Here is a 21,472-nt window from a genome sequence, read left to right as displayed (position 1 = left end):
CGAGATTTATTTAAGTAAGCAAGTTTGGACGGCATGTAAATGCCGTCCTTTTTTATTTATGCCGGAAGAAGCTCGAAGGAGATTCTCCAAAGGTCTTCTTGAACATGGCAGAAAAAGCTGACTGGCTGGCATAGCCTAGTTCGGCGGCCACTTGTGACAAGGCCAGGCCGCTGGTGATCAGAGGTGTGGCCTTTGCCAGGCGCATCTGCTGCCGCCAGGCAGTAAATGACATATCCAGTTCCTGTTCAAACAGGCGTGTCAGTGTTCGTGAGGAGGCGCCAACCTGTCTTGCGTAATCTTCCAGTGTCAGGCTCGCTGCGGGGTCAGTCAGCAAGGTTTCACAAAGACTTTTAAGGCGCTTGTCACGGGGCATGGGCAGGCGTATCGGCAAATGCTTGGCTGCATGCAATTCGTCCATAATCACCGGTGCAAGGTGTGCTTCACGCTTGCTCCCGGCTTCAACTTCTTCCATGCTGGCAATCAGCTCCCGCAGTAATGGGCTGACTTCAAGCACCAGGCAGTCATTGCCTTCGAAGGGAGAAAATTCCGTATGAAAATACAGGACACGCAAATGGGATGGTTCCACAATGCGCACTTCATGTCCTATGCGTGGGGGTATCCAGATTGCCCTGAAGGGCGGCACAAACCAGGTGCTGTCATTGGCCAGGATTTGGAGCATGCCACGCGGGGTATACGTCAATTGTCCCCAGTCGTGGCTGTGCATGCGTATGATTTCTTCGGTCTGCAAGTTACGCGCAGACAGTCTCACCGGCCTTTTCTCGGTCGGATATTTGTCTGGTGCATGAGGGCGTGTATCGGTAAGTATTTCTATGCTCATTTGTATCAACTTATTAAATGGCGGTATCTCGACAAAATTTGTCCATCTATCTTAAATCAGACTCGAACATTTTGCTTACACTGTCTGGGTCGGGCGCTTATGTGTGCTTAAGTGGCTTCATGGGCTTCAGGGCGCTAAATTTATGGAAAGGACTCAGCATGACAACAACAATTGCCTCACCGGCAAATCTTAAGCAAGACAGCATGGTCATTGGCCTGGTAGGTCTGGCACACGGTATTTCCCATTTCTTCCATATGATATTGGCCCCTTTATTTCCATGGATAAAAGAGGCGTTCAGCCTGTCTTATGCAGAACTGGGTTTGTTGATGACGGTATTTTTTGTGATTTCTGGCATAGGACAAGCCTTGTCAGGGTTTATTGTCGATAAAGTAGGGGCGCGGGCGGTGCTGTTTTTTGGCATCAGTTGCCTGGGTGTTGCTGCTCTGGTTTTGTCTGCTGCGCAAAATTACGGGATGTTACTGGCAGGCTCCATGCTTGCTGGCGTGGGCAATAGCGTGTTTCATCCGTCTGACTACACCCTGCTTAACAAGAAGGTATCAACCAAACGCCTTGGATATGCATTTTCAGTGCATGGCATCACCGGTAATCTGGGGTGGGCAACGGCACCGGTATTTCTGGTGACGATAGCTGGCCTGACAACCTGGCGCACAGCTTTATTTTGTGCTGCCTTCCTGCCATTTGTGGTGCTGGCTATCCTGTTTGTTTATCGTGATCTGTTACATACTGACGTAGTCCCGCATCAAGCGACGGCAAATGGTGGCAAGGCTGGCGATGGTACGCTCGATTTCATGCGTATTCCTGCAGTGTGGATGTGCTTTGGCTTTTTCTTCATGATCGCCATGGCTCTGGGCGGCATACAGAGTTTTTCATCGGCCAGTTTGCGTGATATCTATGGCATGTCACTTGGCGCAGCAACGACTGCCTACACGGCTTATATGCTGGCGTCGGCTGGCGGCATGTTGTGGGGCGGTTTTCTGGCTGCAAAAACATCTCAGCACGACCGCACCATCACTTTGGCATTCAGCTTCGCCGGTATTTTTTCGCTGATCGTGGCAACTGGTGTCGTCAGCGCTCCTATTGCGATTGTACTGATGGCGGCGATTGGTTTTGGTTCAGGCGTTGCGGGGCCGTCGCGTGATTTGCTGATACGTGCTGCGGCACCCAAGAATGCGACAGGACGGGTATATGGCATCGTCTATTCCGGTCTTGATTCCGGCTTGGCAGTTGCTCCCTTGATATTTGGAGCGATCATGGATGCGCATCATCCTTCCTGGGTGTTTGTGTGCGTGGGATTCTTCCAGGTGCTGGCGATTTTGACTGCAGTGAACGTGGGCAGCAAGATACGCGCACTGGCAGCTTGAATTTTGCTGCGCAGACTGGTTAGAATAAGGCTTCATTTATTCAATCATCAGGGAAAATAGCATGGATTTTTCTACTTGCGATATTTGCGACGCCAATGAAGACAAGATCGCTACTGCTGAACTGGCAGTTATTCCGCCAATTTTCATGAAATTTGGTGGTGTGACAAAATTCAGTGGCCCTGCGACGACCCTGAAGGTGTTTGAAGATAATGTATTGATACGCGAAACGCTGGAGACGCCAGGCGAAGGCCATGTATTGGTGATTGATGGCGGTGGCAGTTTTCGCTGTGCTTTGGTCGGCGGCAACCTGGCCAAATTGGGTGAAAATAATGGCTGGGCAGGTATCGTTGTGCACGGTTGCATACGTGACGTAGATGAAATCAATGCGTGTAATATTGGCGTCAGGGCGATGGCACCGATGCCTTTGCGCAGTGTCAAACGTGGAGCAGGTGAAAAGGATGGCCGTATCAGTATTGCCGGTGTGGCCATCAATGCCGGCGACTGGATTTATGCCGATGCAGATGGCGTGCTGGTGGCAAAACACGCGCTGGTCTGATTTTTTCTCTTTAAAACCGCATTGCCAAGCCTGGGCATTGCGGTTTTTGTCAATATGGGAAAGCGCCACAAGCAATTGATGTAGCTGGCGTGGTATAACAGCTACTTGTCCAGATCACTATGAGTTTCAATGATGCTTGCCCGGTTTTTAGCGATTTCTTCCATTGTTTTTGCCTCCCACGTTCACGCTGCGCCTGCCGAAAAAGAGCGCAGCTCCCAGAATAGTGTGACGAGAACAGAGTCGGTGCTTTTACAAAACAAGAAGATTTACCAGATGAGCCCGGCAGAACTTGGCAGTTATTTGAATGCCCTGCATGCCAGTGAGCCGGATTTGCGGAAAAGAATTGCCATTCTGGCGCGCAAAAATATAGGCCAGCCCTATAGTCTCAATTTGTTGGGAGAATTTCCTTTTGAATTGCACGACAACCTGCCCATGTATAGCCTCACCCATAGCGATTGTCTGGTCTTTGTTGAGCACACCTATGCCATGGCTTTGAGCAGTTCCTGGGAAGAGTTTTTCTGGACTTTGCAACGCATACGCTACAAAGACGGCTTGATAGGCGTGGCAACACGCAACCACTATACTGAAGTCGACTGGAATAGTAATAACGCCTGGCTAGTGCAGGATATCAGCGCCAAACTGGCTGGTGCGCAAGCCGTGTCATATGATATTACGGTGGATAGAGCTAAATTTCTAAAAGAACGGCACCATACTATCGTCAACATTCCAGAGCAAACCAGCCGTGAATTTTATGTGAAAACCAGTCAGGTCAACAGCATACTTGATCATTTGCAGGATGGTGATTTCGTGAATGTGGTGTCGAATAAGGAAGGCTATTATTCTGTCACCCATGTTGGACTGGTCGTGGTTGATGCGAATGGCAAGAGAAATTTTATCAACTCTGCTGAGCCACAAGTGCGTGAAGAAAGTTTTGACACTTTTATTGCCCGCACACAGGAGCGCACCAGAACCAGCAAAGTGGCCAACCCTCGTGACCTGGCCGGTTTTAAATTCCTGCGCTTGCGCGATGATATCGTCATCCCGCCGTCGATATCTTTGCCCAGGCCGTCGCATTAATTTCTAATTCACTAATTTTTTCGTCGCAAGGCGCCAAAGCTTGCTGGTTCCCATTCGCGCATCGCCATCAACAGGCCGGTTCCCCTGCGTTGTTTAAGCGGAGTGGCCAGACTCTCTGTATGAAGTTCGGCAAATTTTTGCTTGAGACGGCGTAATTCGGCATGAAATTTTGTAAGTGCGCCATCGGTCAACATACCGTGGATAAAAACCATGGATTCATTCTTGTGATCAAAATGTGCGCTAAGAAAATCATCCAGGCCATGCTGATGAAAGTAGGCGCGTATGGGGCCATTTTGCAACCACTCAAAGTCACGTGCAATATTCAAGCGTATGCGGTTACCAGGCAGCAGGCTGATCAAATGCAATTTGTCGAGACTCAATAATTTGCGCAGGCATTCGGCTTCAGTCAACTGATATGCCTGCAAAATCTCGGCAAATTGCCAGTGATTGATGGCGCATACCGCTACCAGTAACAGCTTGGTATCTGATACCAGTTCTTTTTCCTGGCTTTCCGTTAGCGTATGGATGCGTGTATTGCTGGCGTTCGCTTCCTGTGTGATTTCCATCAGGCTAAAGCCCAGAAAATGGCTGATTTGTGCCAGCCGCTCTATACTCATATTGGCACCACTGTCGGTACTCAACAGCCGCTTGATGCTCGCTTCAGATAAGTCGAGTGCAGTTGCCACGTCGCGATAAGTTTTGCCTTGCTGTTTCAACTGAAATTTGATACTTGCCAGTATTTGCTTGATTTCACTCATGGTATGAAGGATGGATTTGTATAAGCACGGTGGTAAAAGACAATACTTTTCATGTTGGATATTACTACTTTTCCATCGCAGGTTCCATTATTTGCGCCATTTCGGCACACTTGCTTTCTCTTGTCTTAATAGGATGAAGTCAATGAAAGCGCATACACGCAATCTTCCTCTGGTCATTGTTCTTGTCGCGGTGCTGGCATTGCTATGTCATGGACCAATTGAACAATATGCGCATTATCATGAATTTGCCGACCAGACCATATGGATGGGTATGCCACATGCTACCGATGTTCTATCGAATCTGGGATTTGCCCTTGTAGCCATGCTGGGCGCTTCTTTCCTGGTAGAGAAATACAGGCATGGTCATGCCTGCCCGGGTTTTCTTGCCTTTAGCGGCTTTGTCCTGAGTCTGTTTTTAACAGCACTTGGTTCAACTTATTATCATCTGGCACCGGATGATGCACGTCTGCTTTGGGACCGGTTACCGATTGCTTTGGCGTGTTGCAGTCTGCTGGCCGCTGTGCGGGCGGAAAACTTGCCAGGCATGGATGCCAGAAGAGCCTTGACGGAATTTGGTTTGTTGTTGATGGCAGGATTGATGTCTGTCATCTGGTGGCAGCATTCAGGTGACTTGCGCCCTTATCTATTGCTGCAAGGACTGACGATTATCCTGATTCCTTTATGGCAAAGCATTTACGGCGCGGCGAAGCCAGAACGCCTGGCGTATGCCATGGCGATGATTTTATATATATTCGCAAAAATTACCGAGTCGCAGGATGCCGCCATCCTGGCGCATTTACATATCATTAGTGGTCACAGCCTCAAACATATATTGGCTGCATTGGCCGCAGGCGTCATTGTTTTTAGCTTCAAACAAAGCAGAAATACACGACATGCTGAGTTGATCCGTTTGCAAAAGATAGAAATGCCGGGATAATCTGGGTCATAATCGCGGGGGCAGGGGCAAGGTATAGTTTGGACAGTCTCAATGAACAAGGGATTTCTTTGATAAATTTATGTGGATAGATACCCACTGTCATCTGGATGCGTCGGAATTTGGCGGTGCATCGCTAGCGATGGCCGATCAGGCGGCACAGGCAGGTGTGTCGGGCATTGTCGTACCTGCTGTGCATGTCAATAATTTCGAAGCTGTCATTGAACTAAGTCGTCAACGGCCAGCTTGTTATTTTGCGCTAGGCATACATCCCATGTATGTGCCGACTTCCAAAGAAAGCGATTTACAGGTCTTGCGCGAAAAAATCGCCTCCTTGATGGGGCAAGGTAATGCATCAAGCCGTCTGGTGGCGATAGGTGAAATTGGTCTTGATTATTTTGTACCAGCCCTGACGCAAAGCCCCTTGCGTGAAAAGCAGGAATTTTTCTATACCGAGCAATTGAAAATTGCCCGTGATTTTGGCTTGCCGGTCTTGCTTCATGTGCGGCGTTCGCAAGATATTATCCTCAAACATTTGCGCCGCATTGAAGTCGTCGGTGGCATCGCCCACGCTTTTAATGGTAGCCAGCAGCAGGCGCAGCATTTTATCAAGCTTGGCTTCAAGCTGGGTTTTGGCGGGGCCATGACCTTTAGCCGTGCCTTGCAGATACGGCGCCTGGCGACAGAGTTGCCGCTGGAGAGCATTGTGCTGGAGACAGATGCGCCTGATATCGCGCCAAGCTGGATCGCTGATGGTGTCAATGCGCCTTCGCAGTTACCGCAGATAGGCACGGTACTGGCAGAATTGCGCGGCCTGAGCCTGGCGCAAACAGCTGCTGCGACAACTGCCAATGCACTGGCGGTCATGCCAGGCATGCATTGCGGGTAAAACATGCGTCTGGCGATGATAGGCTTTGTGGTCGGCGTCGCCTTATTGCAGCAACAGGCATCTTTGCTGAGTTTCAACTGGCTGCTCATCATTTCGTGTTTGACCGGCGCAGCTTATTTGCTGTTAGGCCTGGTGCGTCTGACATATTTGCGTCTGGCCTTGCACGGCTTGTTGGCCGCGGCAATCGGCTTTGTCTGGGCAAGTGGTTTTGCACATTTCTATTTGCGCGACACACTACCAGCGCAATGGGAAAACAAAGACATCACAGTAACCGGGACCATAGACAGCCTGCCTTTTCATTTTGATCAGGGGGTACGTTTTAATTTTGCCATTGAAAAGATCAGTGCCGACGGCGAAGCAGATTACGAACACTGGCCCTCAAAAATTGCCTTATCCTGGTACGGTGCAGATCGCGGCGGTGATCTCAGCAATGTCGGCGATGTGCAACCCGGTGAGCGCTGGCAATTGCGTGTGCGCCTGAAACGCCCGCACGGCAATATGAACCCGTATGGTTTTGACTATGAAGCCTGGTTGCTGGAGCAAAATTTACGTGCCACCGGCGCGGTACGCATGGATACGGCAGATCAGCAAAACAAACGCCTTGACCCGTTTGTGTGGAGCATCGGTAACCTCATAGAGCGTAGTCGCGCGCAATTGCGTGACCGTATTCATGCCGCATTACCGCAATATCCGTACGCCGGTGTGCTGGTTGCTTTGGTGGTGGGTGACCAGCGTGAAATAGCACAGGGAGACTGGACAGTATTTAACCGGGTTGGCATTGGTCATCTCATCAGTATCTCAGGCTTGCACATTACCATGATCGCTGGTCTTTTTGCTGGCTTGGTATTTTACCTGTGGCGACATTCATTTTTTCTTGGCTTGAACCTGCCTTTGCGTTTGCCTGCCCAAAAAGCGGCGGCGCTGGCGGGTGCGCTGATGGCTATTATCTATGTTGCTTTAGCGGGTTTTGGCGTGCCGGCGCAAAGAACCATGTTCATGCTGACTGTCGTGGCCGTTGCTGTCTGGACAGGGCGCATCAGCAATTTCTCGTCTGTATTATGTCTGGCATTGGGTCTGGTGGTGTTGTTTGACCCCTGGGCGGTATTGTCGCCAGGCTTTTGGTTGTCTTTTTCTGCTGTTGCCGTGATTTTGTTTGCCGTTGGCGGGCGAGTGGAAAACACAGAGCCAGTAAGCAAGTTGCAAGGTTTACGCCATTCTTTTCATGCTGCGGGTCTGACCCAATATGCAGTGACGATAGGCCTGGTGCCTTTGACCATGCTTTTGTTTGGGCAAATTTCGCTGATCAGTCCACTTGCCAATGCAATTGCCATACCGCTGGTCAGTTTTATCGTTACGCCGCTGGCCCTGCTTGGCAGCGTCGTGCCCAGTCCTCTCTCTGCATGGCTGCTGAAGCTTGCCCATCTGTTTGTTGATTGGTTGGCGCAGTTTCTGACTTATCTCAGTGCTTTTCGTTTTGCGGTATGGAATGTGCCTTATCCATCGTTTGCACTTTTCATGCTGGCGATGGCAGGCATGCTTTACCTGCTGATGCCTAAAGGCTGGCCGCTGCGCTGGCTAGGGATAATCTGTTGCTTGCCCCTGTTTTTTCAGGGTACGCAAAAGCCTGTTAATGGTGAATTGCAGGTGACAGCGCTGGATGTGGGGCAGGGTATGGCGTTGTTGCTTGAAACTGCTGATCACCGCTTGTTATATGATACCGGCCCTGGCCTTTCCCCAGAATCTGATAGTGGCACAAGGGTGATCTTGCCCTATCTGCGCGCGCGCGGTATCAATGCGCTGGATCGTATCGTCGTATCGCATAATGATAATGATCATTCGGGTGGGGCGCTAAGCATATTGAAGCAATTGCCCGTGGGCCTGCTGATGACTTCACTGAATCTGGAAAGTCCGATTGTGACGAGCGCGCAAAAGCACCAGCGCTGTGAGGCCGGGCAACAATGGGATTGGGATGGCGTGCATTTTGAAATCCTGAACCCAGGCAGTGCCAGTTATGAAAGCACAAAGTGGAAACCGAATGCACGCAGTTGCGTGCTCAAAGTATCCACCGCAAAATTTGCCATGCTCTTGCCAGGTGATATCGAAGCCATACAGGAAGATGAATTGATCAATTCCATACCGCAAAAACTGAAAGCCGATGTTTTGCTGGCTCCTCATCATGGTAGCGGCACCTCTTCAACAGCCGCATTTCTGAAAACGGTGAACCCGCAAGTGGCTATTTTCCAGGTGGGTTATTTGAATCGCTATCATCATCCCAAGGCCGAGGTGTTTGAGCGTTACGCTGATTTTGGAATAAAACGTCTAAGAACTGACGAATCGGGTGCAATCACATTACAATTTGGCGCATCATTGACGACTTCTCAATACAGACAGGAAAATGCGCGTTACTGGTTTGACCGGTAATGTAATTTGTAAAATGACTGACTCATCTGCCAAGCCCATTCTCCACTTTGTTCACGGGAATAGCTTCCCCTCTGGTACCTATCGCATGTTTCTGGATGCGCTGCGCCCGTTTTATGATGTACACGCAACTGATATGGTGGGCCATGATCCCGCTTATCCCGTCACAGATGGGTGGAAATATCTGGTACAGGAATTGATCGATACCCTGGCTGCACAGTATAAAGAGCCGGTGATCCTGGTAGGTCATTCGCTGGGAGGCATTTTATGCCTGATGGCCGCCAGGGCCAGACCTGACCTGGTACGTTGCGTGGTGGTGCTGGATTCACCGGTAGTTGCAGGCTGGCGTGCCATGCTGTTGCGGGTATTCAAATTTTTTGGTTTGGACAAAAAATTTTCTCCTGCCCGATTTTCAGAAAAGCGCCGGCATATCTGGAAAGATGAAGAAGCCGCCTACCAGCATTTTGCTTCCAAGGAGATGTTTGCCATCTGGCCACCACAAGTGTTGCGTGACTATATGCGCGCAGGATTAAAGTCTCACCCGGACGGCGTCACCTTGCGTTTTACGCGCGAAGTGGAAACAGCCATCTATCGCAGTTTGCCAGATGGCCTGGGGCGTTTGCTGACAAGACCACCCTCGGTACCAATTGGTTTTGTCGGTGGCACGGAATCGATAGAGTGCCGGCAAGCTGGCCCGCATGCGACAAAAAAACTCATGGGGGATAATTATGTTTTAATCCCCGGTGGACACCTGATACCTATGGAAGTGCCATTGCAGACGGCTGCCGCTGTACTGGCGATGCTTGCGCGCTTTCATTTACCCAAGCTTACAAATTCATGAATTCTTCTTTGACTATTCCAAAAATCAGCTTTTTATTGGTTGCCCTATGCATGACAGGCCTTGCATTAGCTGGTGAAGCTACGAGTGACTTACCTTCATGGCAAGAATTCCAGCAAGTGAAAGCTGCTGGAAAAACTATCTGGCAAGTGGATATAGATAACGATAGCCTCCTATTCAGAAAAGAGGACGGTTTTTACACCAGCGGTAACTGGCTGGGGCAAAGCTTTGTCCAGACCGGGGTCTTGCAGTCGGTAACTTATGGCTGGCGCATAGGACAGGATTTATATACAGCGTCGGATATCAAGCTTCTGCCCGGACAGATTTCTTCGCACGATCATCCGTATGCCGGTTGGTTATATGGCGGTATATTCAGCGAAAAGACCGAAGCAAATGGCAAGAGCCTTCGTCTTGGTCTGGATGCAGGTTGCCTTGGCCCTTGCGCAGGAGGCGAATGGACACAAACACATTTGCACAGATTATTGCGGCAGCCTCTGCCTCAGGGGTGGGGTACCCAACTCCGCAATGAATGGGGTGTGCAATTAACTGCTGAAAGTTCGCCTGGCCGCCTGCTGCCTATGGCCAACGTGGATATGACGCCGCGTTTCAAAGCGCATTTTGGCAACATCTTTACCGATGCCAGTGCAGAAATGCAAGTGCGGGCAGGGGCCTTGAATACTTTTAGTGAGCAGGCTGCCAATTACGGGTTTTTACGCGGAGAGATAAAAGCGGTCGGCTATAACGCCACCATTCAGGGCGGCTATTTCAATAAACAGGTGACGACGGTGACGCCTAAAACATGGGTGGGCGAGTTGGAACTGGGCTATTTATGGCGCAATGACGCCTATGGTTTGTCTGTCTCGATTATTCGCCGCAGTAATGAAATCAAAGAGCTTAGCAATGGAAGCGGGGCACAGAATTTTGCTCGGGTGCAATTATTTTATGCAATGTAATTACTCTAACTAATTGATGGCTGCGGAAATAATTGGCCAGAATTAAAGGTGGAGATTCGCGCTTTGCGTCTTAGTGATGTATAATTCGAATTTCCCGCTTGTGCCGTTCGGCACCTTCTGCAATGACTAAGTTTGTATTCGTTACGGGGGGCGTAGTCTCCTCATTGGGCAAAGGCATTGCTGCTGCCTCTCTCGCTGCGATTCTTGAATCGCGCGGCCTCAAAGTCACCATGCTTAAACTGGATCCGTATATTAACGTTGATCCGGGTACCATGAGCCCATTCCAGCACGGCGAAGTATTTGTTACCGACGACGGTGCAGAAACTGATCTGGATCTGGGTCACTATGAGCGCTTCATTACGGCCAAAATGAAAAAAGTGAATAACTTCACTACTGGCCAGATCTATGAATCCGTTATCCGTAAAGAACGCCGTGGCGAATATTTGGGCAAGACTGTCCAGGTCATCCCGCACATCACCAATGAAATCCAGGAATTCATCCATCGCGGCGCTGCTGGTGCTGATGTAGCCCTGGTTGAAATCGGTGGTACGGTAGGTGATATTGAATCCCTGCCTTTCCTCGAAGCTGCCCGTCAACTGAGTTTGCGCGCTGGCCGCAATGCGGCTGCCTTCGTGCATCTGACGCTGGTGCCTTATGTGGCTGCGGCTGGTGAACTGAAAACCAAACCAACCCAACACAGCGTACAGAAACTGCGTGAAATCGGTATCTTCCCTGATGCCTTGCTGTGCCGTGCTGACCGCCCTATACCGGATGATGAGCGTGCCAAGATTTCCCTGTTCGCCAATGTGGCTGAAGAGGCAGTGATTTCGGTTTGGGATGCAGATACCATCTATAAGATTCCACAGATGTTGCATGACCAGGGACTGGATAAAATCGTTTGCGATAAACTGGGCCTGTCACCGAAGCCAGCCAATCTGGCCATGTGGGACAAACTGATTTATGCACTGGAAAATCCAAAAGAAGAAGTCACCATAGGCATGGTTGGTAAATATGTCGATCTGACTGAATCGTATAAATCCCTGACTGAAGCTTTGCGCCATGCTGGTATCCATACAGAAAGCCGTGTGAATATTGAGTATGTTGATTCTGAAGAGATCGAAGCGCATGGCACGAAATCGCTGGAAAAATACGACGCGATCCTGGTACCAGGCGGTTTCGGCAAACGTGGTGTAGAAGGCAAAATCCTCGCTGCCCGTTATGCCCGTGAAAATAAAATCCCTTACCTGGGCATTTGCCTGGGTATGCAGGTTGCGCTGATTGAATATGCACGTAACAAGGCTGGTTTGTCGATGGCAAATTCCACTGAATTTGATTCTGAAACAGAACAGCCGGTAGTGGCCCTGATCAATGAATGGCAAAACCATGACGGCAAAGTTGAAACCCGGGATGAAAATTCCGACCTGGGTGGCACCATGCGTCTGGGTGCGCAAACTTGCGCGGTCAGTTCCGGTACGCTGGCATCAGAGATATACGGCAATGTCGTGACTGAACGTCACCGTCATCGCTATGAAGCAAATAACCATTACCTTGGCCGTGTTGAAGCCGCAGGTCTGATTGTCTCTGCCCGTACGCCGACTGAGGATTTGTGTGAAATCATGGAATTGCCACGTGATGTGCATCCATGGTATCTGGGTGTGCAATATCACCCTGAATTCAAGTCCACACCACGTGATGGGCATCCGTTATTTATCTCTTTTGCCAAAGCGGCGATTGCACATAAAAAGGCACAAGGGAATCAAGAATGAAACTCTGCGGATTCGATGTAGGTCTTGACCATCCATTTTTTCTGATTGCTGGCCCCTGCGTGATTGAATCACAGCAAATGGCCATGGATACGGCTGGTGCGCTGAAAGAGATGACGGCTGCGCTTGGTATTCCGTTTATCTACAAATCGTCGTTTGATAAAGCCAACCGTTCTTCCGGTTCTTCTTTCCGTGGTCTGGGTATGGAAAAAGGGCTGGAGATTCTGGCAGAGGTCAAAAAGCAGATAGGTGTGCCGGTACTGACCGACATCCATGAAGTCGATGAAATTATTCCGGTTGCTGCCGTGGTCGATGTCTTGCAGACACCTGCCTTCTTGTGCCGCCAGACCGACTTCATTGAAGCCTGTGGCCGTTCAGGTAAGCCTGTAAATATCAAGAAGGGCCAGTTCCTGGCACCGCATGATATGGTCAATGTGATTGCCAAAGCCCGTGCGGCTGCAAAAGCAGCGGGCCTCAATGAGGATAACTTCATGGCTTGCGAGCGTGGGGCGTCGTTTGGTTACAATAATCTGGTTTCGGATATGCGCTCGCTGGCGATCATGCGCGAAACCAATTGCCCGGTCGTATTTGATGCCACGCATTCTGTGCAATTGCCCGGTGGGCAAGGCACGACATCTGGTGGACAGCGTGAATTCGTGCCTGTGCTGGCGCGTGCTGCGGTGGCCGTGGGTATTGCTGGCCTGTTCATGGAAACCCATCCCAATCCGGCTGAAGCGAAGTCTGATGGTCCCAATGCCGTACCGTTGGGACGTATGAAGGAATTACTCTCCACGTTGATAGAACTTGATCGCGTGGTAAAAAAGAATGGGTTCCTGGAATCCAGTTTTGCTTGATTTGTTGTGTGATGGAAGTCGCCCGCCTTGCTCACCATAGCAAGCGGCAAAGGGTAAAGTTCTGTTGAGTTCATGGAACCAGAATGATGTGACTGCATCACATCATTCTGCCAGTATCAAAAATCATAAGCAGCTTTATTTGCCAGCAAGCCTGTACCAGGCAAGCAGACGCAGACACAAGTCAGATTCGTTTTACTTTGTTCGCTATATTGATCGTTTAGGAGAATTGAATGAGTGCCATCGTTGACATTATCGGTCGTGAAATTTTGGATTCGCGCGGTAACCCAACTGTTGAATGTGATGTCTTGCTGGAATCTGGCGTCATGGGCCGCGCTGCTGTGCCTTCCGGCGCATCGACCGGTTCCCGCGAAGCGATAGAGCTGCGTGATGGTGATAAATCCCGCTATCTGGGCAAGGGTGTTTTAAAAGCCTGCGAACATATCAATACCGAAATCGCTGAAGCCATCATGGGCCTGGATGCGAATGAACAGGCATTCCTGGATCGTACCCTGATCGATCTGGATGGCACTGAAAACAAGAGCCGCCTGGGTGCAAATGCCATGCTGGCTGTGTCCATGGCTGTCGCCAAAGCTGCTGCTGAAGAGGCTGGCCTGCCACTGTACCGTTATTTCGGCGGTTCTGGCGCCATGCAATTGCCGGTGCCTATGATGAACGTCATCAACGGTGGTGCACATGCTGACAATAATCTGGATATTCAAGAGTTCATGATCATCCCGGTAGGTGCGCCAACTTTCCGCGAAGCAGTTCGCTATGGTGCAGAAGTGTTCCATGCGCTGAAAAAGATCTTGCATGACAAAGGTTTGACGACAGCCGTTGGTGATGAAGGTGGTTTTGCACCTTCCGTAGATAATCATGAATCTGCCATCAAACTGATCATTCTGGCGATAGAAGCTGCTGGCTACGAGCCAGGCACGCAAATCGCCCTGGGTCTGGATTGCGCTGCCAGCGAATTCTACAAAGACGGCAAATACCACCTCGAAGGTGAGGGCCTGACTTTGTCTTCTGCTGACTTCACCAATCTGCTGGCGACCTGGGTAGACAAATATCCTATCATCTCCATCGAAGATGGCATGGCTGAAGGCGATTGGGATGGTTGGGCTATCCTGACTGAAAAACTGGGCAAGAAAGTCCAGATCGTTGGCGATGATTTGTTCGTCACCAATACCAAGATCCTGAAAGAAGGCATACAAAAAGGGATCGCCAACTCCATCCTGATCAAGATCAATCAGATCGGTACTTTGACTGAAACTTTTGCTGCGATTGAAATGGCAAAACGTGCTGGTTATACAGCCGTGATTTCCCATCGTTCGGGTGAAACTGAAGACAGCACGATCGCTGATATCGCCGTTGGTACGAATGCCCTGCAAATCAAGACCGGCTCCTTGTCGCGCTCTGATCGAATGGCAAAATACAATCAGTTGTTGCGCATAGAAGAAGATTTGGGTGAAATCGCCAGCTATCCTGGTCGCGATGCCTTCTACAATCTGAAGTAATCTGGTATTGTGGAACTAAGAAAGGGGGAACGGTGTTCCCCTTTTTCTTGTAAATTTTCTTTTGACTCAATAGCTGTGTAGCCCGTGCGTTTGATAGCCCTTTCCTTTGTTGCGCTGTTGATGTTGATCCAATACCCCTTGTGGTTGGGTAAGGGCGGCTGGCTGCGCGTATGGGAACTGGACAGGCAGGTATCCCAGGTAAAAAGCAATAATGAAAAACTGAAAGAGCGTAACGGCAAACTCGAATCAGAAGTGCAGGATCTGAAAACCGGCACTGACGCAGTCGAAGAGCGCGCCCGTTTCGAACTGGGCATGATCAAGAAAAATGAGATTTTTGTACAGGTTCTGGATCCCAATGCCGCACCTGCAAGCATGACCGAGCACGCACCTGTCAAACCGGTCGAAACTCCATCAGCCAAGTCCCCCAAGCCTTGACGGCATAAACATGCGTTAGCCCGGCGACTTATTAAACGCCGGATGCTATTTGTTCTCCATCGCACATAATTTCGTTGGCAATGAAACAAAACTGTATCGCGATGTTACAATTCGTAACTTTTTGCTTTGTTGCCTTTAACAAACTTGTACTTGCGCATTTTCTAAATGTGGCGACTACGGCTTGACAGGTTTTAAAGCTGTAAACTATCGCCTGCTCCATCCATGAAAAATACCAAGTACCCGAAATTACTTTCCTTATTATTTGTTGCGCTGCTAAATGCTTGTGGAGGTGGCGCTGGTAGCGGTTCTGCCAGCGTGAATATCCCTGATACAGCGTCAGGCGCAAAAAGTGTTAGTCGCCAATTTAGCGGTCAGGTCGCCAAAGGGCGAATTGTTGGAGCGCGCGTACAGGCTTACTCTATCGATAAATCCGGTAATAAGGGCGGCAGCGCTTTTGCTGACACAATTACCGGTGTTGACGGTAGCTACGCCATTACCGTGCCAGACACAGTTACCAGTTTTCTCATTGAGGCCAGTTTCGCGCCCGGGGCTATGATGTTTGATGAGGCCACTCAGACAGATCTGTCGTTTCCGGAAGAATTAAAGTTACGCAGTGTGGTGAAACAAGGTAGCAGCCCGGAAGCCATCTATTGGGGCAGTGTGACGCCATTGACAGAATTAATCGTTCAAGTGGCAGAAAAAGCGGGTGGTCTGACTTCTGTCAATATCGATAAGGCACGTTCTGGTGTGCAGGCGATGTTGGGTTTTGATCCGCAACGGGTGGCGATTATTCATACCACATCCGAAAATTCTGTTGATGCCTATGCAGACGAAAAACTGCAAGGCTTGAGTTTGACTGCAATTTCACAACTTGCACTGGATAAGGCATTTTCCTGTAATGCTGACAAACAGGCGAACCGTGTTGCCTGTGTGGTCAGGCAAATTGCCAGTGCTGGCAAACTTGATGGCAATACCCTGGCTATCAATGAAGATGTCAGGGCGGCACTGCGTGGTGCTCTGGAAAAAGTAACTGCCGACGAAAATATCAATAAATCTGGTAAGAATTCTGTTGTGGGCGCCACGACTTTTACCAGTAACAGCCTGCCTAGTCCAGCGCCGGAACCAGATAAAATATTGGCGACCAAACAATTGTTTTCCAGCTTGCGTAACAATATTTACGCAATGTCGAATACGCAAAATAGTGGTGCAGTAGATTTGCGCCTGAATGCAGTCAAGGCAGATTTTGAGAAGGCAACAGCACCGCTCGATAAAAATTTATTGATCTGGTCAAAAACTATTTCTGAAGGTATAGATCAGTTTAATAAGTTTAGTAGCGGTAGCAGCAGAAGTACTTCTGTCAACGGCTTGTTTTATGGACCAACGGCCCTGTGGAGCGGTTATCAAAACATAGGCAATCTGGGGGATTGTAATGTCATGCGCAATAGCGGCACTGTTGCCAGTACACCGGCACAGGCCGCTGGCCTGGAATGCCGTTTTGCACGCCTGATCATTCCTGGTACTTATAAATACAGTTATAAATACCAGGTTGAATGGGTAGAACTTGTTGATCGCATCTGGCTGGAGCCGGTCGCTGGTGAAGCAGGGCGTTTCAATTACAAATCTGAATTGGTTCAGCAAAAAAGTGTATTTGCCTGGAGTGACGCCTGGAATGACTTTATCAGGGTACCCGCTAATCCTGCGGATGCAGTGGTCATTCGTGGTTATTCCGATGACGCGTTCACAGGGCAAATCAGCTTTGCTACGCAAGGCAAAAATCTGACTGCACTGGTCATCGAAGGGAAAATGCCCCCGCGCACGACAAGTTCAGGGCAATTGCTATCAGATTATGAAAGCTGGAGTTTGCACACAGACAGGAATGAAACAATCGATGGTAACTATCGCTATGACTTTACCGGTGAATTCAAATCTTATGTTGCCAGTCAGATCAATTATCGCTTGTCGGTTGACAAGGGGTCGTATGCCAAAGTCAGCCTTGATTACAAAGGTAACTTGCAAAAAAATGGCGTTAAAGAATTTAATCTGGCTATCACTGGCGAGGCAGGTAACAGCAAGGTTCATGGTGAGTTAAAACTGGGTAGTGCCAGTGCAGATAAAAATGGCTTGAACTATTTGCCTAACCGGCTCGATTTTACCGGCACTATCAGCAATAGTACCGGCCTCTCAAGTACGCTTGAATTTTTCAATGGAAAATTGAGCGTGGAGCGATTTGGCTATGCAAGTTTTGATAGTACCAAACCAGAATCTGCCGATAATTTCTTGCGCAAATCAGCAGCCATTTCCGGTGTCATACAAACGCCTGATCGCCCGCCACTCAAGTTGAATGTCAGTGGCAGTAATGATTCTTTTGGCAGCAGCGGCTTATTTGGTCAGTATGATGACGGCAGCAATGTCATCAATGCTACATTGACAGAAATCCCTGGCAAACAAAATGTACTGCGCATCAGCAGTACAACGGGGGTGTCCTTTGATATCTATGGCAGTAATCAGGTAGCTGATATCTTGAAAGACGGTGCGAAGGTCGGATGGCTGGATATCAAGGCAGGGCGCATCAGTTATGTAGACGGTACGTTTGAATCGATAAAGTGATTTGAATATTCTTTAAAGCCCGCTGCATATCGGCGGGCTATTTTTTTGGTGTCATATGTTTGTATATCGATTCTCCCTGTTCCTGGCTGCCAGTTCCATGCTGACACCTGTTTTTGCGATGGATGACATTTTTCCTCCGCAAGCAGCTGATGGCTGGGGTACTTATGCCAGAATTAATTTGTGGGAAGCCTCAGATTTCCTGCCAACGCGGAAAATCGAAGGGGACTGGAATCAGGATTTTTCACCGAAGGCAGGGCAAAATACCAGCTTGCGTAGCTACCGTGCTGAACTTGGTTTGACATATAAAGAATGGCAATTGAACATGGAAGCACGGCAGGAGGGTGTCTTGCAAGCTACTGCCTCCACATTGGCCTTCGTCAAAGCCTATAAGCAGGGGGAGGGTGGCCGGCCGCAAGAGCCGGTCAGTTATCAACTGAATGCACAAATGAAAAGCTGGTCTGGTTTTGGCTTGCGTATCGGCCGCTGGTTTGCCACAGGTGATGCGTTTCAGCCTCGCTTTTTTGCCAGTGCTGTTTATTATACGCAGCCGCAATATCGGTCAGCACAGGCTACCGGCAATGCCAGTTATAGTGATAACCAGCACTATAGTTTTTCTGCCAGTGAAATCGATACAAATAGCCGTTATCAATATCTTTTTCGCCAGTTTGAACCTGAAGCCCGAGGCTATAGCAGCAGCATTGCAATGGATTGGAAAATCAATGCAAATTGGCGCATGCAGTACAAGATGGATGATGTATTCAACCATTTTCAGTGGCAGCATTTACCCGAGTTGCAGCAAAGTTTGAATTCCGCTGTGGTGCAATATGACAGTCACGGCTATTTAAATTACCAACCCTTGTTGCAGGGGGCGAACCGGCAGGCTGATCAATCCATATCCGTTCCAATGACGCATGCAGCGCAATTGAGCTACCAATGGCAGCAATGGGAATTGAATACCCAGATCCGTAGATTTTATGGCGAGTTTTTACCCAGTCTGGGTGTGGCGAAGTACACGTCTTACGGTCGCTTTGATGTCAATTTTGATACGCGGTATAAATCACTCGGCCTGGGCTGGAGCAATGCCTCATTTGGAATGCAATTGCAAAGCGATAATGTAAATTTGGGCAGAGCCAAGGTGCTGGGACTGGGTCTGCATTTTAATAAGCAATTCTGATTGCCTTATACGCCCACATATTTTTGCCAGATATCCGCTGATTGCGACAAACGGTCACTATCACCGTGCCAGACCAGCTTGCCGCGCTCTATGATGCTGTGGTGATCAGCCAGCGGTATCAGTTTTTCTACATATTTATCAATGACCAGAATGGTCTGGCCTTGCGCGCGCAATTTTTTCAGACAAGTCCAGATCTCTTCACGTATGAGTGGCGACAGGCCTTCAGTTGCTTCGTCTAAAATCAAGAGATGCGGATTGGTCATCAGGGCGCGGCCAATCGCCAGCATTTGCTGTTCGCCGCCGGAAAGTTGATTGCCCATATTGTCTGCGCGTTCAGCCAGACGTGGGAAAAGCTGATAGATATCGGCGAGCATCCACGGTGTTTTGCTGAGGTTTCGATTTGCCGCAAAAGCGACCAGGTTTTCCCTGACGCTCAGATTGGGAAAAATCTGCCTGCCCTCCGGGACGATCGCAATGCCCATCCTGGCGATTTTATCCGTCGACATATGCTCTATGCGCTTACCCATGAAACTGATCTTGCCGCCATGTGCTGGTGCCAGGCCCAGTATGGATCGTAATGTCGTGGTTTTGCCTGCACCATTGCGACCCAGCAAAGTAGCGACTTCTCCTTGTCGTACATGCAGGTCAACACCGAACAAGACCTGGCTGCTGCCATATGAAGTGGCGATCTTTTCAATTTCTAGCATGGTCGTCATGCGGCGTCCTGTGCATTGATGGTCGAAGAGTCTGATACAGACACCTCGTCGCCAAGATAGGCTTTTTTAACTTCGGGGTGCTGGCGTATGTAGTCAGCATCGCCGGTGGCTATGATACGGCCCGCAACCAGGACTGAAATGCGGTCAGCCAGTTTGAAGACTGCATCCATATCATGTTCTATCAGGATAACCGCAGCTTTTCCGCGTAATGTCTGTATCAATTCCAGCATTTTCCCTGACTCTTCATGGCCGGTACCTGCCATAGGTTCGTCGAGTAGCAATAGTTTGGGTTGGGTGGCCAGCGTCAAACCCAGTTCCAGTTGTCGTTGTTCACCATGTGCGAGTGCGCTTGCCTGTGTTTGGGCTTTGTCGGCAAGTCCAATTTGTGCGGCATATGTCTGCGCCTCGACATACAAGGCGTGTTCGTCGATCGCCTTGCGCCAGAAACGCATGCTGCTCCCTGTTCGCGCCTGTATCGCCAGGCTCAGATTATCCACAACGCTGAGAGACTGGAAGATATTCGTGATCTGGTAAGAGCGTGCCAGGCCCATGGCAACGCGTCCATGCATGCTCACGCTGGTAATGTCGACGCCGTCAAAAATGATCTTGCCCTGGTTGGGGGCAATCGTGCCTGAAATTTGATGGATCAATGTCGTCTTGCCTGCGCCATTGGGTCCTATGATGGCGTGAATTTCATTGGGCCATATGTCTAGGCTGAGGTCGTTGGTTGCAACCAGGCCACCATACCGCTTTACCATACCCTGCAATTGCAAGAGGCTCATGGCTGATCTCCTGTCCGATTTTTCTTTCGCCAGAATTTGCCGGGCAAACTTGCCAGACCATCCGGCAACAGCATGACCACCAGAAGCAGGGCAATACCCAGGTAGAGTTGCCAATGTATCGTATAGCCAGACAGAATTTCTTCCAGCATCAGCATTACCACGGCACCCAGTATGCCGCCAGATAAATAGCCGACGCCACCCAGTATGACCATCACCATCAGGCTGCCAGATTGGGTCCAGTGCATAAGATTGGGGCTGACCAGCATATTCTGGTTAGCCAGCAATGCCCCGCCCAAACTGGCCACACCACCGGCAATGGAAAAGCAGATTAACTTGTAGCGAAACACAGGGTAACCTATGGCTTCCATGCGGGTTTCATTTTCCCGGATAGCCTGGATGACACGGCCAAAGCGTGAATTGATCAGACGATATAGCGCAAACAGAAAAATACTGACTGTGCATAACACCACATAATAAAAATGACTGTCATTGGCCATGTCTATGCCGCTGATGATTTGTGAGCGCTGTGGCAGGTTCAGGCCGTCTTCGCCACCATAATTCTTCAGTGAGACAAACAGAAAATACAGCATCTGTGCAAAGGCCAGTGTAATCATGATGAAATACACGCCCTTGGTTCTCAGTGAAATGCTGCCTATGAGCAGTGCCAGGCTGCAACCTGTCAGTAAAGCCAGTGGCCAGCTTATCCAGGCAGATGATATGCCATGCTGCATCAGTATACAGACAACATAGGCGCCGCTGCCGAAGAAGGCAGCGTGGCCCAGGCTGATCATGCCACCAAAGCCCAGTATCAGGTTCAGGCTGCTCGCTACCAGGGCAAAGATCATGAGCCGGCTTAACACGCCGATATAAAATTCCTGTGAAAAATAAATGGCCGCACTGGGGAATATGGCCAGTATCAATAACAAGACAATAAGCAGAGGAGGCGACACCTCATGATGTAAAGAACTTTTCATAAATGCTTCC

Annotated in this window: 19 protein-coding genes; 14 read left to right on the top strand and 5 right to left on the bottom strand. The window is 49.5% G+C overall.

The features are described from left to right. Window positions 1–52: 52 nt before the first annotated feature. Entirely contained in the window at window positions 53–838 is a 786-nt protein-coding gene (locus tag ACO0LH_RS26130) for an AraC family transcriptional regulator (protein WP_422944078.1), read from the bottom strand. A 158-nt stretch (window positions 839–996) separates the two neighbouring features. Between ACO0LH_RS26130 and ACO0LH_RS26125 the strand changes: the two genes are divergently transcribed. The 3 genes from ACO0LH_RS26125 to ACO0LH_RS26115 all read left to right on the top strand — a co-directional run bounded on the left by ACO0LH_RS26125 (window position 997) and on the right by ACO0LH_RS26115 (window position 3,853). After that, entirely contained in the window at window positions 997–2,220 is a 1,224-nt protein-coding gene (locus tag ACO0LH_RS26125; protein WP_422944077.1) for an MFS transporter, read from the top strand. Window positions 2,221–2,281: 61 nt separating this feature from the next. Beyond that, on the top strand, window positions 2,282–2,776 hold the full coding sequence (gene rraA / locus ACO0LH_RS26120; protein WP_422944076.1) for a ribonuclease E activity regulator RraA: 495 nt from the start codon (window positions 2,282–2,284) through the stop codon (window positions 2,774–2,776). Between the two features lie 273 nt (window positions 2,777–3,049). Next, entirely contained in the window at window positions 3,050–3,853 is an 804-nt protein-coding gene (locus tag ACO0LH_RS26115; RefSeq protein ID WP_422944075.1) for an N-acetylmuramoyl-L-alanine amidase-like domain-containing protein, read from the top strand. Window positions 3,854–3,864: 11 nt separating this feature from the next. Here ACO0LH_RS26115 and ACO0LH_RS26110 read toward each other — a convergent pair whose 3' ends face one another. Then, window positions 3,865–4,611 (bottom strand): transcriptional regulator, encoded by a 747-nt coding sequence (locus ACO0LH_RS26110; RefSeq protein ID WP_422944074.1) that lies wholly within the window; start codon window positions 4,609–4,611, stop codon window positions 3,865–3,867. Between the two features lie 142 nt (window positions 4,612–4,753). On the opposite strand from ACO0LH_RS26110, the gene ACO0LH_RS26105 reads away from it, so the two are divergent. The 11 genes from ACO0LH_RS26105 to ACO0LH_RS26055 all read left to right on the top strand — a co-directional run bounded on the left by ACO0LH_RS26105 (window position 4,754) and on the right by ACO0LH_RS26055 (window position 18,990). Further along, window positions 4,754–5,548, top strand: coding sequence for a hypothetical protein (locus ACO0LH_RS26105; RefSeq protein WP_422944073.1), 795 nt, complete (start codon window positions 4,754–4,756; stop codon window positions 5,546–5,548). 79 nt (window positions 5,549–5,627) lie between these two features. Further along, window positions 5,628–6,434 carry a TatD family hydrolase gene (locus ACO0LH_RS26100; RefSeq protein ID WP_422944072.1) on the top strand — a complete coding sequence of 269 codons (807 nt, stop codon included), beginning with the start codon at window positions 5,628–5,630 and terminating at the stop codon, window positions 6,432–6,434. Window positions 6,435–6,437: 3 nt separating this feature from the next. After that, entirely contained in the window at window positions 6,438–8,855 is a 2,418-nt protein-coding gene (locus ACO0LH_RS26095; protein ID WP_422944071.1) for a DNA internalization-related competence protein ComEC/Rec2, read from the top strand. 13 nt (window positions 8,856–8,868) lie between these two features. Then, a complete protein-coding gene (locus ACO0LH_RS26090; RefSeq protein ID WP_422944070.1) occupies window positions 8,869–9,693 on the top strand; it encodes an alpha/beta fold hydrolase in 825 nt (274 codons plus the stop codon). After that, entirely contained in the window at window positions 9,690–10,643 is a 954-nt protein-coding gene (locus ACO0LH_RS26085) for a lipid A deacylase LpxR family protein (RefSeq protein ID WP_422944069.1), read from the top strand. The genes ACO0LH_RS26090 and ACO0LH_RS26085 overlap by 4 nt, the downstream gene beginning before the upstream one ends. A gap of 122 nt (window positions 10,644–10,765) precedes the next feature. Then, complete coding sequence (locus tag ACO0LH_RS26080; protein ID WP_422944068.1) at window positions 10,766–12,409, top strand: CTP synthase; 1,644 nt, start codon at window positions 10,766–10,768, stop codon at window positions 12,407–12,409. Then, window positions 12,406–13,260, top strand: coding sequence for a 3-deoxy-8-phosphooctulonate synthase (kdsA, locus tag ACO0LH_RS26075; protein WP_422944067.1), 855 nt, complete (start codon window positions 12,406–12,408; stop codon window positions 13,258–13,260). Before ACO0LH_RS26080 ends, kdsA begins: the two co-directional genes overlap by 4 nt. Before the next feature lie 230 nt (window positions 13,261–13,490). Beyond that, a complete protein-coding gene (gene eno, locus ACO0LH_RS26070; protein ID WP_422944066.1) occupies window positions 13,491–14,774 on the top strand; it encodes a phosphopyruvate hydratase in 1,284 nt (427 codons plus the stop codon). An 84-nt stretch (window positions 14,775–14,858) separates the two neighbouring features. Further along, window positions 14,859–15,209, top strand: a complete 351-nt coding sequence (gene ftsB, locus ACO0LH_RS26065; RefSeq protein WP_422944065.1) for a cell division protein FtsB — start codon at window positions 14,859–14,861, stop codon at window positions 15,207–15,209. Between the two features lie 222 nt (window positions 15,210–15,431). Continuing rightward, complete coding sequence (locus tag ACO0LH_RS26060; protein ID WP_422944064.1) at window positions 15,432–17,816, top strand: hypothetical protein; 2,385 nt, start codon at window positions 15,432–15,434, stop codon at window positions 17,814–17,816. Window positions 17,817–17,871: 55 nt separating this feature from the next. Continuing rightward, window positions 17,872–18,990, top strand: coding sequence for a hypothetical protein (locus tag ACO0LH_RS26055; RefSeq protein ID WP_422944063.1), 1,119 nt, complete (start codon window positions 17,872–17,874; stop codon window positions 18,988–18,990). Between the two features lie 5 nt (window positions 18,991–18,995). On the opposite strand, the gene ACO0LH_RS26050 is transcribed toward ACO0LH_RS26055, so the two are convergent. The 3 genes from ACO0LH_RS26050 to ACO0LH_RS26040 are packed head-to-tail and all read right to left on the bottom strand — an operon-like array spanning window position 18,996 to window position 21,462. Further along, window positions 18,996–19,706 (bottom strand): ABC transporter ATP-binding protein, encoded by a 711-nt coding sequence (locus tag ACO0LH_RS26050; protein ID WP_422944062.1) that lies wholly within the window; start codon window positions 19,704–19,706, stop codon window positions 18,996–18,998. After that, window positions 19,703–20,488, bottom strand: a complete 786-nt coding sequence (locus ACO0LH_RS26045) for an ABC transporter ATP-binding protein (RefSeq protein ID WP_422944061.1) — start codon at window positions 20,486–20,488, stop codon at window positions 19,703–19,705. The genes ACO0LH_RS26050 and ACO0LH_RS26045 overlap by 4 nt, the downstream gene beginning before the upstream one ends. Then, entirely contained in the window at window positions 20,485–21,462 is a 978-nt protein-coding gene (locus ACO0LH_RS26040; protein ID WP_422944060.1) for a branched-chain amino acid ABC transporter permease, read from the bottom strand. The genes ACO0LH_RS26045 and ACO0LH_RS26040 overlap by 4 nt, the downstream gene beginning before the upstream one ends. Between the last annotated feature and the right edge of the window lie 10 nt (window positions 21,463–21,472).

The organism is Undibacterium sp. TJN19 (genome assembly GCF_049339485.1).
Lineage (GTDB): Bacteria > Pseudomonadota > Gammaproteobacteria > Burkholderiales > Burkholderiaceae_D > Undibacterium.
The sequence above is the reverse complement of the archived record's forward strand: the minus strand, read 5'-3'. Positions and strand labels throughout refer to the sequence as shown.

Excerpts from the sequence above, each read along its gene's own strand:
- ACO0LH_RS26055 (WP_422944063.1), top strand. The coding sequence starts at position 17,872 with ATGTTTGTATATCGATTCTCCCTGTTCCTGGCTGCCAGTTCCATGCTG.
- ACO0LH_RS26110 (WP_422944074.1), bottom strand. The coding sequence starts at position 4,611 with ATGAGTGAAATCAAGCAAATACTGGCAAGTATCAAATTTCAGTTGAAA.
- ACO0LH_RS26105 (WP_422944073.1), top strand. The coding sequence starts at position 4,754 with ATGAAAGCGCATACACGCAATCTTCCTCTGGTCATTGTTCTTGTCGCG.
- rraA (WP_422944076.1), top strand. The coding sequence starts at position 2,282 with ATGGATTTTTCTACTTGCGATATTTGCGACGCCAATGAAGACAAGATC.
- ACO0LH_RS26050 (WP_422944062.1), bottom strand. The coding sequence starts at position 19,706 with ATGACGACCATGCTAGAAATTGAAAAGATCGCCACTTCATATGGCAGC.
- kdsA (WP_422944067.1), top strand. The coding sequence starts at position 12,406 with ATGAAACTCTGCGGATTCGATGTAGGTCTTGACCATCCATTTTTTCTG.
- eno (WP_422944066.1), top strand. The coding sequence starts at position 13,491 with ATGAGTGCCATCGTTGACATTATCGGTCGTGAAATTTTGGATTCGCGC.
- ACO0LH_RS26060 (WP_422944064.1), top strand. The coding sequence starts at position 15,432 with ATGAAAAATACCAAGTACCCGAAATTACTTTCCTTATTATTTGTTGCG.
- ACO0LH_RS26095 (WP_422944071.1), top strand. The coding sequence starts at position 6,438 with ATGCGTCTGGCGATGATAGGCTTTGTGGTCGGCGTCGCCTTATTGCAG.
- ACO0LH_RS26090 (WP_422944070.1), top strand. The coding sequence starts at position 8,869 with ATGACTGACTCATCTGCCAAGCCCATTCTCCACTTTGTTCACGGGAAT.
- ACO0LH_RS26125 (WP_422944077.1), top strand. The coding sequence starts at position 997 with ATGACAACAACAATTGCCTCACCGGCAAATCTTAAGCAAGACAGCATG.
- ACO0LH_RS26100 (WP_422944072.1), top strand. The coding sequence starts at position 5,628 with ATGTGGATAGATACCCACTGTCATCTGGATGCGTCGGAATTTGGCGGT.
- ACO0LH_RS26085 (WP_422944069.1), top strand. The coding sequence starts at position 9,690 with ATGAATTCTTCTTTGACTATTCCAAAAATCAGCTTTTTATTGGTTGCC.
- ACO0LH_RS26115 (WP_422944075.1), top strand. The coding sequence starts at position 3,050 with ATGAGCCCGGCAGAACTTGGCAGTTATTTGAATGCCCTGCATGCCAGT.
- ACO0LH_RS26040 (WP_422944060.1), bottom strand. The coding sequence starts at position 21,462 with ATGAAAAGTTCTTTACATCATGAGGTGTCGCCTCCTCTGCTTATTGTC.
- ACO0LH_RS26045 (WP_422944061.1), bottom strand. The coding sequence starts at position 20,488 with ATGAGCCTCTTGCAATTGCAGGGTATGGTAAAGCGGTATGGTGGCCTG.
- ACO0LH_RS26130 (WP_422944078.1), bottom strand. The coding sequence starts at position 838 with ATGAGCATAGAAATACTTACCGATACACGCCCTCATGCACCAGACAAA.
- ACO0LH_RS26080 (WP_422944068.1), top strand. The coding sequence starts at position 10,766 with ATGACTAAGTTTGTATTCGTTACGGGGGGCGTAGTCTCCTCATTGGGC.